Here is a 16,238-nt window from a genome sequence, read left to right as displayed (position 1 = left end):
CAGATTGGAGATCGTCGTCCCTGTGAAATGCCCGTTCACAAACTGACGATGGGTCGCCCAGGAATCAAAATGCGTCGATGGACATCTGTTACCAGATTGCTCATTCGGTCATTTCAACAATAAAACCGGACATGTAGAACCAGACACATACAGACTCCTTCCCTTGGCGGCCGATCATTGAAACCCATACATTGCCTGCAGTGGCAATGAGCATAGTCGCAACGTGCCCGCTTCGCTCGCGGCCGTGGAGGATTAAGCCAACCGAGGGCCCCACAGGATCACACCGGCTACGTCCCCTGGATGGGCGAGCGCGGCATCAAGCTTGATTTCGGATAGATTCCCAAAGAATAGGGAGTTGATCCGCCTCAGGGGCAGGTAGCCAGGGGCCAACCGATGCGCGCTGCACGCAGGAGGCTGGCCCTGACAACCAAGCGATGAAATGGGGCAATAACGAAGATGTAGGCCCGGCCGAGCCGGTTGTGGCATTGGACCACAGTTGCAAAAACCAGTTGGCGACTGCCTTCTGGCTCGGCCTCTCCAGCACATAGGATCGATAGCCGGAAGTCGAGGTGCTTGTCGTCCTCACCCAAGACGATTTCAGTCTGGTTGGTGCTGTAGACCTTGAAGGGTCCAATCCGATGAGCCAGTGATGCCAGATGCTTGGCTGTCTTGAGACCAAAATAGGCAACCACAGTGTCTCGGACTTTCATCAGCCAGCCGATCCAGGACGGCTGGTGAGAGAGGATGAAGCGAGCCAGCAAATCCGGATCGCTGGATGTGCCCGCAGGGAGCCGAATCGCAAAAGCGTCCGCCAGGTCCATCGACTTGTAAAGGTGGGTGATGCCGGACCCCGAGGGGACTGGCACGGACATAATGAGCTCAAATTCTCGGGGCATCGGGGATTCCTCCTGAGTGCTAACGACTGGATGTGGTTGAGGTGCCCACCTTTCCTTGCCGGATACTGAGCTCGATCAAGGCATCATAGAGCGCTTGCTGCCCAGCGGGCAGAACAGGACACAACGTCGCACGGCGCTTATCGACATCGAACCAGGACTCAACCAGCCATCCCACCAGATAGAGCGCCGAAAGGCATCCGCCAGCGGTTGCAACGCTCCCCTGGCATACAAGAGGCTGGTCCACGGGTTCAAGTCCCAGTGCTTGCAAGCTCGATCGTGCATCCGGGTGTGTAGTTGCCTTGCCGCTGAGCAGCCCAAGCCGTTCGAGAATGAAAGCGCCGGCGCATAGGGAGCCGATTCGCTGGCGCCTGGCGTCAAGTTCAAACGACGGCAGGAAATCTGGATCGGCAAGTGCAGCGGGTACCCCTTCCCTGCCACTGACGAACAATACCGCATCGGCACTATTGGCCTCGGAAAGCTGACCGTGCACCGAAACAGGCAGACCGTGCGCCGAATGCACGACAGCACTGGAAGCCAATATCCGGACGTGCCAGTCTTCAGTGTTGCGGCCTAGAATGTCCCACATCAGGAACAGGTCGATATCCGTGAATGGGTCGAAAGCAACCAGAAAGATTTTCTTCAAGGCGAGTTCCATGGAAAGTGCTGGCGTGCTAAACGCAACGGCCATCTTTGCGGGTGTTCGCAGCGTATCAACCGGTTGCGCACCATACACAGTCTGTATGGCACTCACTCTGGAGCGAAATAACGGGTGAAAAAACTAACTCGTCACCATTGGATCGCGGCTGGTTTTGAGGCCCTCGACCAAATAGGGCATGTTGGCGTTTCCGCCGAGAGTCTATCGCGCCGATTGAATGTGACCCGCGGATCGTTCTATCACCATTTCCGCAATCGCGAAGACTTTGTCCGTACCTTGCTGGCCGCTTGGGAAGAAGACTACACGGAGCGCATGCTCGCTTACGCGGCCCAGGGTCGCAGCGCGGGCGAAATCTTGAAACGCTATTTGAGTATTGCCGCGGAGAAACAACCGGGGCGGGAAGTTTCCATCCGGGCCTGGTCGCTGCACGAATAGCGTTTGCGTGCCTGCAAATGTTTGAGGCGGCGACGTCGCTATCCCTTTAACCGAATCCTGGCGATCAAAGCTGCCTGCGGCGAAGAGCCAATGGCTATAAAAAGTCGCTTCTCGGTGCTCCCAGTTCCTCTACGCTAATTTCACGCATGCGGAATTTCTGCACCTTACCGCTGACGGTCATGGGAAATTCGTCAACTAGCTTGAAATGACGTGGCGTTTTGAAGTGGGCGATCCGACCTTTACAGTAATCGCGCAACTCATCGGCGCTTGCCTGGTGTCCCTCATGCAACCTGACCCAAGCTACGATCTCTTCCCCGTAAACGTTGTCCGGTACGCCGATCACCTGCACGTCTGCCACCGAAGGATGAGTGAAGAAGAATTCCTCGATTTCGCGCGGATAGACGTTCTCGCCGCCTCGAATGATCATGTCCTTGTTGCGCCCGATGATCTTCAGATATCCCTCGTCATCCATGATTGCCAAATCGCCGGTGTGCATCCAGCGTGCATCGTCGATGGCATCGGTGGTCGCCTGCGGGTTGTTCCAGTAGCCCAGCATCACGCTGTAGCCTCGTGTACAGAGTTCGCCGATCTGACCGCGCGGAACGATACGGTTCTGCTCATCGACGACCTTGCTTTCCAAATGCGGCTGGGTGCGGCCGACACTGGTGACTCGGTGCTCGATATCGTCGTCCGGCCCGGTCTGGGTGGAGACCGGACTGGTTTCGGTCATGCCGTAGGCGATCTGCATCTCCTTGAGGTGCAGATCCTCGATCACCCGCTTCATGACTTCAATCGGGCAGGTGGAGCCAGCCATGATGCCCGTTCGCAGATTGCTCAAGTCCAATGACTGACGTTCCGGATGGTCGAGCATTGCAATGAACATGGTCGGTACGCCATACATGCCGGTCGCTTTCTCCTGTGCGGCGACCCGCAGGGTCTCTAGCGGATCGAAGGCTGCACTGGGGTAGATCATTGTGGTCCCATGGGTGACACAACCCAGATTGCCCATGACCATGCCGAAGCAGTGATACAGCGGCACAGGTATCACTAACCTATCGTGCTCGCTGAGTTTCAGGCTTTCACCGACCATAAAACCGTTATTCAGGATGTTGTAGTGGCTGAGGGTGGCACCTTTGGGAAATCCAGTGGTACCCGAGGTGTACTGGATATTGACAGGGTCGTCGAACTGCAATTGCTCGCCGCATTGCCGCAGTTGTTCCGGAGCCACTCGTTCCGCCAAGTCCAGCAGCCCCTCCCATAACAACATACCTTCAACCGGCTTGTCGCCGAGGCTGATCACACCACGCAATTCAGGCAACCGCCGGCTATCAAGTGCGGTCACGGCGCAGCGTTCGAGTTCGGGTAGCAGGTCATGAAGCATTGCGTGATAGTTGGAAGTCTTGAACGAATCGGCACAAATCAGCCAGCGACACCCCGATTGCTTGAGCGTGTACTCAAGCTCGGTCAGACGGTAGGCGGGATTGATGTTCACCAGCACCGCCCCCACTTTCGCGGCCGCGAACTGGGTGATGCACCATTGCGCGCAGTTCGGCGACCAGATTCCAACCCGCTCGCCTGTCTTGAGGCCCAGCGCCAGCAACCCTCTTGCGCAACGATCCACCTGCTCGGCCAACTGCGTCCAGGTGTAACGTAAGCCCTGATGCCGCACGACCAGGGCTTCGCGATCGGAGAACCGCTCAACCGCTCGGTCGAATGCAGCGCCAATGGTCATCGCCAACAAGGGCTTTGTCTGCGACCCGCAGGTGTAGCTCGGATAACTCATATTGAATCCCTCTGTACGAACCAGGCATGCGCCGAGGGTTTGCACCGCAACGGTACCCTCGATAAATGCTATTGCCCTTCCCCGCTTTCTTTAACGTATGAATATCTGCGCCGTGGTAATCGCCATGTCGCCGCCGGGCAGTTTGATGCTGCCGATCTGCTTCAAACTGTCGGCATCGAACACCGCCACATCGTTGAAGGTACCCGCCAGGTAGATCTTGCTACCGGCCTTGTTGAAGGAAATGCAGTAGTAAGAGTGATCAAGCGTCGCCGCCTGGAGCATTTTCTTTTGTTTGATGTCGTATTTGGCCAGACGGTTGAGCACGCCGAACATCAGGTTCGGGTCTTTGGGCGAGCGCATGCCGCTGAAGTAGATTTCCGTCAGCGGGCCGAAGTCGGTGGTTTCGGTCTTGCCGGTTTTCAGGTCAATGCTGAACAGCCCATAGAGGTACTCGGCGGTGGCGGGATCCTGCTTGTTGTCCTTGAATTTCGCGGCGGTGTAGAGCAGCGAAAAATCACGACGATAAGTCTGTTGGTTCCACACATAGAGCACGTCCGGCGCGCTGTAATTCACACGCTTCCAATGGCGACTGGGGATCAGCACGTCGAACTTGCCGGTGTTCACGTTGACCTTGTAGACATCCGCCCCCGCCACATACAACGTGCCATCGTCACCGCTCTGCATGATGGTCAGCTGACGCGGCGACGGAAAACTGCGAACGGGTTTGGCATCCATGCCGGCATCGGTAGCGTATACATCGAGCCGGGGTTGCTGCACTTCGTAACGATCGTTGAGCATCAACGTCGGGTTGGCGATGGTGAACAGTTCTTTGCCATCATGGCTGAGGGTAAAGGCGAACATCGATTTCGCTTTTTCCCCCGGCTTCTGCGTAATGCTGGCATGGAAGACCTGCCTGCAGCTGTCCAGCTCAACGCCGTAGACATCCGCGTAATGGTTGTTCAGCACGTAAGCGGTTTTGCGATCCGGCGATAGCTGCACGGTGCCCGGACCGAAGGCGTCGGGCATTTTGCAGGTTTTGAACAGGCTGTCGGTGGCTAGGTCGATCACGTGCAGGTTGTTCGGGTAATTGGTGGTTACCATGTACTCGTGACCGGTTTCGAGCGCGGTGTTTTCATCGGCCAGAACATTGAACGATATAGCGTTCAGGACGCCGAACGCGGCCAAGCCGCAGGCTTTGATGCATTGCATGCTGGAATCCTTCTTCATGTCCGATCACTTGTCCTTTGGAAAGACAGTGCCGAGGTTGCGCCAGTTTTCGTTGGACGCCTGGGCATCCTTGTTCCAGTCCGGGTAGGTGCTCATCATGTCCGGCACCTGGGCCGGCCACCAGCATGGGTCGGAGCATCCATACAGGTCGGCTTCCATCGGTTGGCACAGCGACGACACGCCGCCAAACGCGTCGATTTCCCAACCTGGGTCGGTGGTCGAGGCGCAGCCGGCGACGGAACTCATCGCCACCACTTCTTCGATACGGTTTTCGGCCGCGGCCTGATCGAGTTTCTGGGCTTTGTTGTTGATTGCCTTGAGATGTTTCATATCAGTGAGCCTTGCGCGGAGTGATGTAGCTGCTGATAAACGCAGGGTTGTGAGCCATGATCCGGGTGTACACCTCGATGCCGAAGTCGACCCAGTCACGCATCAGTTCGCAGTAGTGGTAGGTCGGATGGGTTGGGTCGCCGTAACGGGCGTAACTCTCGTGGTAGCAGCCACCGGAACAGAGGTTGCGGATCTGGCAGTCTTCACAACCGGTGTTGGTGCGGTCCAGGCGCTGGGACAGGAAGTCGTTCAGCTCGACCTGTTTCACCCCGCTGTGAACATTGCCGAACGTCGGCAGGCTCGAACCGGTAAAGCGGTGGCACAGATTCAGCTCACCCTTGTGATCCACTGCCAGCATCTTCAGGCCCGCCCCACATGGCAGGGCCTTCTTGTGGCCTTCATGGATGTCGGTGATCAACTGGTGCAGGTTGGAGAAACCGATATTGCGGTGTTTCAACGCCGCTTCCAGATAACGCCGACCGAGCTGTTTCATGTTGGCGAAGACTTCGATCAGCTCGTCGCTGGACAGGTTGAAGCTGCTGATATCACCGGAAGTCACCGGAGCAAAACCGACTTCGGCAAACCCCAGTTCGTTGAACAGATGATCCCAGATCGTCTCGACGTCGGTGACGCCCGTGGTCAGGGTCACCCGCGCGCCAACCGGGCGGCTGTTGTAGCGCGACAACAGCATCTCGGCCTTGCGCCGTACCACGTCATACGTGCCCTGCCCGCCCACGGTGATGCGGTTTCGGTCGTGCACGGTCTTCGGCCCGTCAATACTGACCGAGAGCCCGAAGCGATGGGCGTTGAGGTAGTCCACGGTGTCTTCGGTGAGCAGCGTGGCATTGGTGGTCATGACAAATTCGACGAATTTTCCCGCCTCGGCAAAACGCTTTTCACAGTAGTCGACCATGTACTCGATCAGCTTGCGATTGCTCAGCGGTTCCCCCCCGAAGAACACCACGGTGAAACGCTCTTCATCCGGGGATTCGCGCAGCAGCATCTCTACCGAAGCGACCGCTGTTTCGACGTCCATCTTCTTGCCGGCCGAGGGCTTGTCGAGGTCCTCCTTGTAGCAATAGGTGCAGCTCAGATTGCAACCGGTGTTCACGTTGAGCACCACGGTATTGATTGCGGTGCGCTCGACTCGTTTGGTACCGATATCCGGGGTCAGTGGTGACCCGTCGCTGACCAGCTCCAGAGAGATCAGCTCACGCAGGGTTTCGGTGATTTCTTCGCCGTTGAAGCGTGCGGCCAAACGCTCGATCAGGTCGTCCGACGAACAGCCCGGACCACGCAAGGTATCGATGATGGTGCCCGTCAGCTCATCGCTGGCGAACAGCGAACTGCTGGGGATGTGGAACAGCATGCGATCGGCATCGACATGCACTTCGTGCAGATTCCGTTCGACCAGATTCAAAATAGCGCCCATTGCAAACCTCCTGTGCAAATCCCGATTCAGGGCCTGCGTTCATTCCGAAAAGTGTCTGAAACCGTAAAAATTCAGCCAGCTCACGTTTTCAACATCAGGGAATGGGTGGATTGTTCCAGCGTTGCACAGTAACGATCATGTGGCCTTCGCCGGTCAGGGATTTCCCTGCATCGTCGACGACCGCGATCACCTTGAGGTTGCCAGCATTGTTGGTGGACATTTTGCGTTGCGGGTTCGGCCCTGCATCGCCTGGGGTAAACACCCCAGTCTCGGCCTGCATGGTCCCGGCAAACTTAACGTCTTCATCCTCTTTAGCGCGGTCATCGAAGGCCTCGACCTTCCATTGCGCCGGGAACACACCGATGCGATATGGCTTGCCGTCAGCACCCTTGCTCCAGGCTTCAGCATCGAAACGGCCCTGGACTTTCGGCGTCGAGCCACCACCATCGCCGATCCGCGCCACCGAGAATTCGGGTACGACTTTGACTTCAGTGATCTTGCTGTAGACCGACAGTGTCGGGCCTTTCAATGTGCCGACCGTGACGTTGCGCAGGCCCGGTTGCGCATTGACTGCCGCCTTGAGTTTGACCCGCATGCGCACAGGCGTTTGCTCCAGCACTTGGACCACTTCCACGCCTTTGCCAAAGCTCGGTTTGCCAGTGAGACCGGTGCCGACCAGGGTGACGTCGGTTTCGCTGCCCGCCTTCAGGTAACCCGGCTGCACCGCCAGCAAACGATTGGAACCCTGCTTGGCGGCTATGAAGTCCAGACCCCGCTCGTCGTGCTCGGCCTCGAACATCCGGCCCTGCATGGCGTTGTCCTGAGCGGCGAATACCTGGCGCATGGTCAAGCCATCGATGGTCACGTTGCCGCGCCATTCGTAACCGCTGTAGAGAATCGCACTACCGTCGCCATCGAACGGACTGCCATCGGCGTATTGACCTTTGACGTTGACCTTGAATGTATCGCTACCGTCGGCAGTCACGACCATTACGCCAGACAGCTCGCCTTTACCCGGCAGGTGGCCGCTGAAGCTCCAGTCGCCGACAAGCGCCTCGGCTTTCGGCGCGCTGCTCAGCCATTTTTTCCAGGCCGGGTTGTCCAGCGGATAACGCTTGGCCAGCAGCGGCACCATCTCTTTGCGGGCCAAATCGAACCAATCGCGGTCGCGGGACAGGGCTTGGTACTCGAGAGACGGCCATTGCCCGAGGTGGAAGTTCACCAGGCGCTCCCACTCCTGAGCAGGTCGACGTTGCAGGGCAACCCGCGCACCGGAATGGCAACGACCGCACATCTGGCTGGTCTGATCATCGAATTTCTCGACGGTATTGAGCCGTCGCTCCAGCGCATAGCGCACGCCGTCGGTCTCGCTTGGCGCCAGGCCCTGGGTGTCGGCCAGGTATTTGACCAGGGTTCGGCGGTCGTCATCGCTGATCTGCACACCGTGCATGACCTGCATACGAGCAATGCTCATCAGCCAGCCTTCCGGCGTTTTGCGCTGGTGGCTGATACGGCTCAGGGCGTTATCGGCTTCGGGGGTGTGACAGCCCTGACAAGTTTCCTTGAGGATGGTCTGGGCGTCGCGAGCTGCCAGGCTATAGGGCGAATGCAGCGCCACGCAGGCCGCCATAGCCAGCAGACTGACACCCAGGCCTGATCGGAGTTTTCTCTTCATCAACGTCGAACCTCGCACGGTACTTTCTTATTGTTGTGGCTAATCGTTTTTTATGGTTTCTGCCGTCGGCGGCGACCCGCTGACGGAGGCAAGAGAAACGTCTGTGATGAGCAATACACGGAACGTGCCACCTTAACTAAAACCTTAAAAATCAGATAGTTATACGTATATTTTGGCTTTTGCACGCATCAAAACGAGATGGCCTGCGTCTAACATCGCGACAGCTGTTGCAGTCTGAGACAAGCATAGATGCCCCCGGCTGGAACATTTCATAGCCAGCAACGATGTTTCGGTACACACGGGAATTGCTCGTCGTCTCATGCGTTGTCGCGATTTGCGACAAAACCCAGGGCGCCAACGTTTCCTTTCATCACTAAAAACTCCGCCAACAAAGGGCTATCCGCCCGTTCCTAATACTTGGCACAGCCATTGCCAACCTTGGAGAAAGCTCCGTTCTCACGCACAACAAGAGGTCTCAACATGCCCCTGCCTTATCTGCTTCCCGCCACCTCGGCCTTCATCCAGCGCGCCCCTCGCATGCTCATCGGCGGCAACTGGGTCGAGGCTGCGGACGGCCAGACCATGCCCCTGCACAATCCGGCCACCGGCGAAGTACTGTGCGTGGTGCCACGGGCCACTCCCGAGGATGTCGACCGTGCAGTACTCGCCGCCCGTCAGGCCTTCGACGATTCGACCTGGTCCCGCACCCGCCCCCGGGAACGGCAGAACTTGCTGTGGAAACTTGCCGATCTGATGCAGCGCGACGCCGAACTGCTGGCGCAACTCGAATGCCTGAATAACGGTAAGAGCGCGGCGGTGGCTCAAGTGATGGACGTGCAACTGTCCATCGACTTCCTGCGCTACATGGCCGGTTGGGCAACCAAGATCGAAGGCTCCAGCGTTGACGTGTCGCTGCCGCTGATGCCCAACGATCAATTCCACAGTTTCATTCGCCGCGAAGCGGTGGGTGTGGTCGGGGCCATCGTCGCTTGGAATTTCCCGCTGCTGCTGGCTTGCTGGAAACTTGGCCCGGCCCTGGCCACCGGTTGCACCGTAGTGCTTAAACCTGCCGACGAAACGCCGCTGACCGCGCTGAAACTGGCTGAGCTGGTGCTGGAAGCCGGTTACCCCGAAGGCGTGTTCAATGTGGTCACCGGCACCGGTATCACAGCGGGCTCCGCCCTGACTCATAACCCGTTGGTGGACAAGCTGACGTTTACCGGCTCCACCGCCGTGGGTAAGCAAATCGGCAAAATCGCCATGGAATCCATGACTCGGGTCACCCTGGAACTGGGCGGCAAATCGCCGACCATCGTCATGGCTGATGCCGACCTGAAGACCGCTGCTGCGGGTGCCGCCAGTGCGATCTTCTTCAACCAAGGTCAGGTCTGCTGCGCCGGCTCCCGGCTGTATGTGCAGCGCAAGCATTTCGACAATGTCGTGGCGGGCATCGCCGACATCGCCAATGCGATGAAGCTAGGCAATGGCCTGGACCCAAGTGTCGAAATGGGCCCGCTGATCTCCGCCCGTCAACAGGAGCGGGTTTATGGTTACATCGAAAAAGGTCGGGAAAGCGGCGCGACCATCGCCTGCGGCGGTGAACAATTCGGGCCGGGGTACTTCGTCAAACCCACGGTGATTGTCGATGTCGATCAGCGGCATTCATTGGTCCAAGAGGAAATTTTCGGCCCGGTGCTGGTGGCGATTCCGTTCGATGACGAGGCCGATGCGTTGCGCATGGCCAATGACAGCCCTTATGGCCTTGGGGCGAGCATCTGGTCGAATGATTTGGCGGCGGTGCACCGGATGATTCCGCGAATCAAGTCGGGTTCGGTGTGGGTCAACTGCCACAGCGCCCTGGACCCGGCGTTGCCGTTTGGCGGCTACAAGATGTCGGGGGTCGGGCGTGAGATGGGGTATGCGGCGATCGAACATTACACCGAGTTGAAGTCGGTGTTGATCAAGTTGTAACAACGGCGCCTATCGGGCGCTATCGCAAGCAGGCTCGCTCCCACAGTGGATGGGTGTTCGACGCAAAACCACTGTGGGACTGCTCCCGATAGGCCATCCCAGACAACCCCAAATGTCAGGGTTTGAACCCCTGCCCCAACAACCAACTCCGAACCATCCTTCCTTGCTCCACCGTCAAGCCCGCCAACACCCGCTCAGCCGGCTCGCTGCGCAACCGTCGCACCAACGGTGCCAGCTCAATCCCTTGCACATGCCAGATCCCCATCGGCTGGTCCGCCGTGATCACTACCTCGGCCTCATCCACAAACCCATCACTGAGCACCGGCGCACGCTCAATCTTCAGAGCGGAAAAATCCGCCTCGGCGTGGGCGTTCTCAGCATCCGGCCACTGCCGCCGCGCCTGCCAGAACGGTTCGCTCGGCCAACGCTGCTCATCGGCATAAAAGTCCCGGCCAAAGCGCGCAAAACGCAAAAACAACTGCTCTACCCGCTGCTGATGAAAACGCTGTGCCAGCAACGCTCGCTCAGGTTTGCGCAACAGCGTGTTGATCACCGTTGGCGCCTGCAAGGCCGAAGACAATGACTGAAAGATGCCATTACCCGACAGCGGATCCACCGCCATGGCCGCGTCGCCCACCCGAATCCAGTGGTCGCCACAGACCTGCGGACACAAAATCGCCGTGCTGCTGCGGGCATGCAGGTGCAGCCCGGTTTCCGGTTCACCTCCAAAAAACTCCCGGGCCAACGCCGAACCCTGGCGTCGCTGACGGCAGTAATGGAGCAACAGCGCCTTACCCGGCAACTCAGCACTGGCCACGTCCACCGTCCATTGCCAATAGCACTGGCCGTCGGCCCGGCGCGCCATCCAGGCCCAACCGTCCTCAAGACTTTCCACTGCGCTGGCGGTGGTACCCGGTGGACCTTGCCAGCGATTGAGCAAACTGACCGTCTCCGGCCCACGCAGGCCTTTACCACGGGCTGGTGCCTGACGTCCGCGGGCCTCCACCAGAAACTCCGCGACCAGTGCTTCGCGTCCTTGCAGTTCGATTCGATGCCCCGAAGCCTGCGACTGCACCGTCAGCACCCGGCCTTCGATCAACTCGACGCCGGCCAGCCGCAAATCCTCGCGCAAACCTCGATCGAAGCTCGGACGGTCCAGCAAAAATTCGATGTTCTGCGCATGTTGCTGACCGTTCCAGGACACCTGCCGCTGGGAGGGCTGCGCCGCATCCGCCAACGCTTGATGCAGCCCCGTACCGCGCAAAGCGTCCAGCACCCGCCTGGAAACCCCTTCCAGCGCCGCGAAGCGTCGCCACTCACTGACCAGCGTTACGGGGTACCCAAGCCGCCGCAGCCCCAGGGCCACCGCAGCCCCCGCAGGCCCCGCACCAAGAATCACAATCGGCTTCATACGCCGACACGCCGTTCAGGGCCGTGATAACGGGCATTCTTTTGCAGCCACTCGACAATTTGCTCGTTGCTCGCCTCTGGATTTTCAATGAGGAAACTCGCAATGTGCCCGCTCAATGCCGCACAGCCGAGGCTCGCACCCGACGGCCCCGGGCAGGTACCGTGAACACATGCGGCGAAATCGGCCTGGGCGCTGTTGAGCCAGGACCATTGCTGCTCGGTGCAACGAGCATCGCCGGTGACCCGCAACACCTGCGGATAATTCGCCGGAAATACCCCTTCGCCCTGGGCCGGGCTGGATGCACACAGCAGAATGCCTCGCGCTACCGCTGCTTCGCAGGCTTCACGCAACAGGTTACGATCCTGCCGCAAACCGAGGCTCAGATTGATCAACCGCACGTCCAGTGCCACCAGCCAATCGATGGCGGTAGCGATCTGCAATGCGCTGGTGACGCCACGCTGGTCGAACACCTGGGCGACGCAAAAAACCGCCGCCGGCGCCCGCCGGCCGATGGCTTCGATCACCATGCTGCCATGGCCCAGCAGATCATCGCGTAAATCACTTTCAGCCAGTCCATCCTCCAGCAGCGTGAATCGTCGACCGGAAACCACCTGCACCCGTTGCGCCACTGCATGACCACTGTCCACCACCCCAATGCGCAATTCAGGCTTCATGCTGCACCGTGTTTGACGTGAGCATGCCATCCAGCAGTTCAAAGTGCAGATCGGCATCGGCCAGGGTCGAGGGACGATGGCTGATCAGAATCCGCGTACGCCCGGCGAACAACCGATCGATGGCCTCGATCACCTCGCGCTCGGTAGCTTCGTCGACCGCCGAGGTTGCTTCGTCCAGCACCAGAATCAGAGGATCCTGCAACAGCGCCCTGGCGATGGCGATGCGCTGTTTCTGCCCGCCGGACAACTGCTGGCCGCGCTCACCCAAAGGGCTGTCGAGGCCTTCGGGCAGAGACTCGATCAGACTATCGAGCTGCGCCAACCGCGCCACGTCGGCAATGGCCTGGCGACTGGCGTCCGGTACGGCATAGGCCAGGTTGTCGGCGAGGCTGCCGCGAAACAGCACGATGTCCTGGCTGACCACGGCAATCCGCCGACGCAGCTGGAACAGGTCCAGTTCCCGCAGATCGACCTCCCCCAGCAAGACCCGACCGGACTGCGGATCGTGATGCCGTTGCAGCAGGTCGATCAGGGTCGATTTACCGACACCGGATCCGCCGCTCAGGGCGACTTTCAAACCGTAAGGAATTTGCGCGTCAACGCCACGCAATGTGGTCGGCCGACCGGGATGGCTAAAGTGCACGTTGTCGAAACGCAGTGCGCCAGAATCCGGCATCGGCTGCGGCGTCACTGGGGTAAGTACGGTCGGCTCTTCGCCGCGCAGTTCCATGACCCGCCCCAGGCTCACGGTCATCCGCTGAATCGCGACATAGAGCCCGAGCAGGCTCTGAACCGGGCCGACCGCCATGCCCAGGTAAGTCGAAAACGCGATCAGCGCGCCCAGTTGCCACGTCCCCTGCACCACCCAGTAACCGCCAATCAAAAACGCACAGGCCCGCGACAACGACGTCAGCGTGCCGGGCACCGCTTGAGTGAAAAACTCGGTGACTTGCAGGCGCAAGAGCTGGCTCATATACCCTTGGCCCAACGTATCCAGCCGCCGCGCTTCGCGCTGTTGCTGGCCGGCGGACTGGATGAACTTCATCACCGGCAAGGTCTCGACCATGAACGAGGACATGTCCGCCGAACGCTCGCGCAACTGCCGCACATCGCGCTCGACCTTGCGCCGCATCCAGCGTAGCCAGAGTACGTCTAGTGGGATCAGCACCAAGGCCAACAGCGAGAGTTTCCACGACAGGGTCACCAACATCGCCACGGCGACCACCAGGCCGATCACGCTCGACACCGCAGAGAACAGCGAATCCACGGCAAAGCGCTGGATTTCCGCGACATCGCCATCGAGACGCGACATCAAATCGCCGATTCGCCGCTGACCGTAGAAACCCGGCGAGAGCGTCTGTAAATGCCGATAAAGGTCATCGCGCAGGGCAAACAGAATCCGTCCGGACAATCGTGTGTGTAGATATCGATTGATGCCTGTCAGCGCCGTGCCCAACAATCCGGCGACAATCATCAGCCCGGCGATCAGCACCAGCATCGCAAAGTTGCGCGCCAACAGGCCGTCATCGATCAGCAGCTTGGTTAGCCAAGGTTGCACCAATACCAGCGACGAGGCGCAGACCGACAGCCCAAGCAGCCCGGCAATCGCCAACCGGTGCGGGCGCACGAAGCTGTAGAGCCAGTGCAACGCCGCTTGCAGGGCTGCGGGGCTCTGGCTGTCGATCAGCCGAACGATCACACGCAGCATCACGAGCGCAACAGTTTAAGCTTGCGATACAGGGTCGCACGGCTGATGCCCAGGGCGTCGGCGGCGGCCGAGACGTTACCTTGATGCGTGTCCAGAGACTGACGAATCAGCTCCAGTTCATGCTCACGAATACTGCCACTCTGAGGGCGTTCGCCGGCGGTCAATTCGTCGAGCATACTGTCGGGCAAATGGTCAAGGGTGAGCACGGTATCCCCCGGCTCACGCATGGCCAACGCGGTGCGCAAAACCATTTCCAGTTGGCGGATGTTGCCCGGCCAGTGATAGCCGCTTAGCAAGCGGATCAAATCGTCATGCAGGACTACCGTCGGCGCATCGAGTTTGGCCAGCAAACGATCCACCAGGCCATTGAAGTCGTCGCGCTCGCGCAAGGCCGGGAGCATCACGCTGATGCCGTTGACCCGGTAGAACAGATCCTCGCGAAAGTGTTTGTCTTCCACCAGACGCTTAAGGTCGCGGTGCGTGGCGCAGATCAGTGCGATGTCGATGTCTTGCTCTTCTCCAGCGCCCAGCGGCGCGACTTTGCGGTCCTGCAATACCCTGAGTAAGCGAGCCTGCAAGGCCAGTGGCATGTCGCCGATTTCATCGAGAAACAACGTGCCGCCGTGGGCCTGTTGCAGACGCCCGACCATGCCGCCCCGGCGCGAACCGGTAAAGGCGCCTTCGCGATAGCCAAACAGCTCCGACTCGATCAGACCTTCGGGGATTGCCGCGCAGTTCACCGCGACGAAAGGTTTGTCGCAGCGCGTTCCAGCCATATGCAGCGCTCGGGCAATGACTTCCTTACCGGTGCCCGTTTCACCCAGCAGCAACACCGGTAAATCATTGGCCAGACCTTGGCGGGCCATGCGTAGCGCCCGGGCGTAACGGGCATTGTTGCCAGCCAGGGATTCGAGATCGGGTTGCGGTTTAGCACTTTTAGCTGGGGTGCGCGGTGGGGTGCTGACGTTGATCGAGCGTTGCGGCGCGCGCAGGCTCTTGTAGAAAAATTCGCCTTTGGCGGTTTGCAGACTGCCGATGCAGCCCTGATGCAGACGCGATAACAGTTGCAGGCCATCGCTCCCCAGAAACTCTTCACAGCGTCGTCCGACCAGCGCCGAACGCTCGGCTTGGAGCAACTGACACGCCTGGGCGCTGACCGCGAGAATCTGCCCGCCGAGACTCACCGCGAGCAAGCCCTGCCAAGGGGATTCGAGGTATTGCCGACGGCTATGGAAGGCGAGGACGATCTGGTCCGGGTAACAGGCGTTGAACACGCGACTTTCGATCTGGCTGACGGCCATGGTCAGCAACGCGGTGCTGTCGTGAACGCGGCCGAGCGGGCCTTCGCGGGTCAGGTCAAGGACACCCAGGATGTCGCCCTGCGGGCAATAAATCGGCACCGATGTGCAGGAAAAATCGGTCAGTCGGTCGAGGTAATGTTCGCCGCAATCAATCATCGTCGGCCGGGCTTCCACCAGCGCGGTACCCAGCGCGTTGGTGCCGCGCGCCGCTTCGCTCCAGCAAGCGCCCAGCGTGATGTCTTGCAGATCGCTCCCTTTGAAACGATCGGCGCGCCCTTCGGCTGCAAGGATGGTGGCGTCGGAATTGGCGAGGATGATGAGCCCTTCCTTGCCCTGGCGTTCGGCCAGATAATCGATGGCCGGCATTGCCGCATCAATCAACAACCGATTGCTCTCCAGCAACACTTCAAGGCTCGCATTCGACTCCAGCGCTAGCTCTTGCTTGGCATTGAAATGCACGCCATGGCTGAGACTACGCCGCCACGACGCATCGATTTCCGCGCGCAATACGCCATCGGGGACAGTGCCTTCGAGGTGCAGTTTTTCCCGGGCCAGCCGGGCTTCGCGATGAAGTTTGGGATGAGTTGTTTTTATCATCAAGCGCTCCGGATCGGTCCGCCCTGCGCCCTTCTAAATCCAGCGCCTTGTCGCCATCTTTACGTTAACGTCAGGGCATTGGCAAGTGCCTTACGGCATTTGCACTTCATCCGTGGCACGGTGATCGCTCTTCGCGAGCCAGT

The 16,238-nt window shown here is 59.3% G+C and carries 12 protein-coding genes and 1 pseudogene; 2 read left to right on the top strand and 11 right to left on the bottom strand.

Annotation, left to right across the window (positions count from 1 at the left end):
* Positions 1-365: 365 nt before the first annotated feature.
* Both BM317_RS07255 and BM317_RS07250 read right to left on the bottom strand, forming a co-directional pair.
* Positions 366-896 carry a DUF2867 domain-containing protein gene (locus tag BM317_RS07255; protein ID WP_092473698.1) on the bottom strand — a complete coding sequence of 177 codons (531 nt, stop codon included), beginning with the start codon at positions 894-896 and terminating at the stop codon, positions 366-368.
* 19 nt (positions 897-915) lie between these two features.
* Entirely contained in the window at positions 916-1,584 is a 669-nt protein-coding gene (locus tag BM317_RS07250) for a DJ-1/PfpI family protein (protein WP_256574068.1), read from the bottom strand.
* Between the two features lie 81 nt (positions 1,585-1,665).
* Here BM317_RS07250 and BM317_RS07245 point away from each other — a divergent pair.
* Positions 1,666-1,983, top strand: a pseudogene (locus BM317_RS07245) (TetR/AcrR family transcriptional regulator); the annotation flags it as partial.
* Between the two features lie 97 nt (positions 1,984-2,080).
* Here the strand turns inward: BM317_RS07245 and BM317_RS07240 are convergent.
* The 5 genes from BM317_RS07240 to peaA form a co-directional block, all read right to left on the bottom strand.
* On the bottom strand, positions 2,081-3,769 hold the full coding sequence (locus tag BM317_RS07240; RefSeq protein ID WP_092473696.1) for an AMP-binding protein: 1,689 nt from the start codon (positions 3,767-3,769) through the stop codon (positions 2,081-2,083).
* 90 nt (positions 3,770-3,859) lie between these two features.
* Positions 3,860-4,978, bottom strand: a complete 1,119-nt coding sequence (gene peaD, locus BM317_RS07235) for a quinohemoprotein amine dehydrogenase subunit beta (protein WP_092473793.1) — start codon at positions 4,976-4,978, stop codon at positions 3,860-3,862.
* A gap of 24 nt (positions 4,979-5,002) precedes the next feature.
* A complete protein-coding gene (qhpC, locus tag BM317_RS07230) occupies positions 5,003-5,326 on the bottom strand; it encodes a quinohemoprotein amine dehydrogenase subunit gamma (protein ID WP_007933151.1) in 324 nt (107 codons plus the stop codon).
* Between the two features lies 1 nt (position 5,327).
* Positions 5,328-6,758: a quinohemoprotein amine dehydrogenase maturation protein gene (gene peaB, locus BM317_RS07225; protein WP_092473694.1), complete on the bottom strand. Its 1,431-nt coding sequence runs from the start codon at positions 6,756-6,758 to the stop codon at positions 5,328-5,330.
* A 94-nt stretch (positions 6,759-6,852) separates the two neighbouring features.
* On the bottom strand, positions 6,853-8,433 hold the full coding sequence (gene peaA, locus BM317_RS07220; RefSeq protein ID WP_092473692.1) for a quinohemoprotein amine dehydrogenase subunit alpha: 1,581 nt from the start codon (positions 8,431-8,433) through the stop codon (positions 6,853-6,855).
* Between the two features lie 480 nt (positions 8,434-8,913).
* On the opposite strand from peaA, the gene BM317_RS07215 reads away from it, so the two are divergent.
* Positions 8,914-10,404 (top strand): aldehyde dehydrogenase family protein, encoded by a 1,491-nt coding sequence (locus tag BM317_RS07215; protein ID WP_092473690.1) that lies wholly within the window; start codon positions 8,914-8,916, stop codon positions 10,402-10,404.
* A 115-nt stretch (positions 10,405-10,519) separates the two neighbouring features.
* On the opposite strand, the gene BM317_RS07210 is transcribed toward BM317_RS07215, so the two are convergent.
* From BM317_RS07210 to BM317_RS07195, 4 genes are read right to left on the bottom strand one after another with little or no spacing between them, the layout of a single operon-like run.
* Positions 10,520-11,815 (bottom strand): flavin-dependent monooxygenase QhpG, encoded by a 1,296-nt coding sequence (locus BM317_RS07210; protein WP_092473688.1) that lies wholly within the window; start codon positions 11,813-11,815, stop codon positions 10,520-10,522.
* A complete protein-coding gene (locus BM317_RS07205) occupies positions 11,812-12,489 on the bottom strand; it encodes a subtilisin-like serine protease QhpE (protein WP_092473686.1) in 678 nt (225 codons plus the stop codon). The genes BM317_RS07210 and BM317_RS07205 overlap by 4 nt, the downstream gene beginning before the upstream one ends.
* Positions 12,479-14,197 carry an ABC transporter ATP-binding protein gene (locus BM317_RS07200; RefSeq protein ID WP_092473684.1) on the bottom strand — a complete coding sequence of 573 codons (1,719 nt, stop codon included), beginning with the start codon at positions 14,195-14,197 and terminating at the stop codon, positions 12,479-12,481. The genes BM317_RS07205 and BM317_RS07200 overlap by 11 nt, the downstream gene beginning before the upstream one ends.
* On the bottom strand, positions 14,197-16,095 hold the full coding sequence (locus BM317_RS07195) for a sigma-54-dependent Fis family transcriptional regulator (protein ID WP_092473683.1): 1,899 nt from the start codon (positions 16,093-16,095) through the stop codon (positions 14,197-14,199). The genes BM317_RS07200 and BM317_RS07195 overlap by 1 nt, the downstream gene beginning before the upstream one ends.
* Positions 16,096-16,238: the final 143 nt, after the last annotated feature.

This window comes from Pseudomonas sp. NFACC24-1, assembly GCF_900115235.1.
Taxonomy (GTDB): domain Bacteria; phylum Pseudomonadota; class Gammaproteobacteria; order Pseudomonadales; family Pseudomonadaceae; genus Aquipseudomonas; species Aquipseudomonas fluorescens_AA.
The sequence above is the reverse complement of the archived record's forward strand: the minus strand, read 5'-3'. Positions and strand labels throughout refer to the sequence as shown.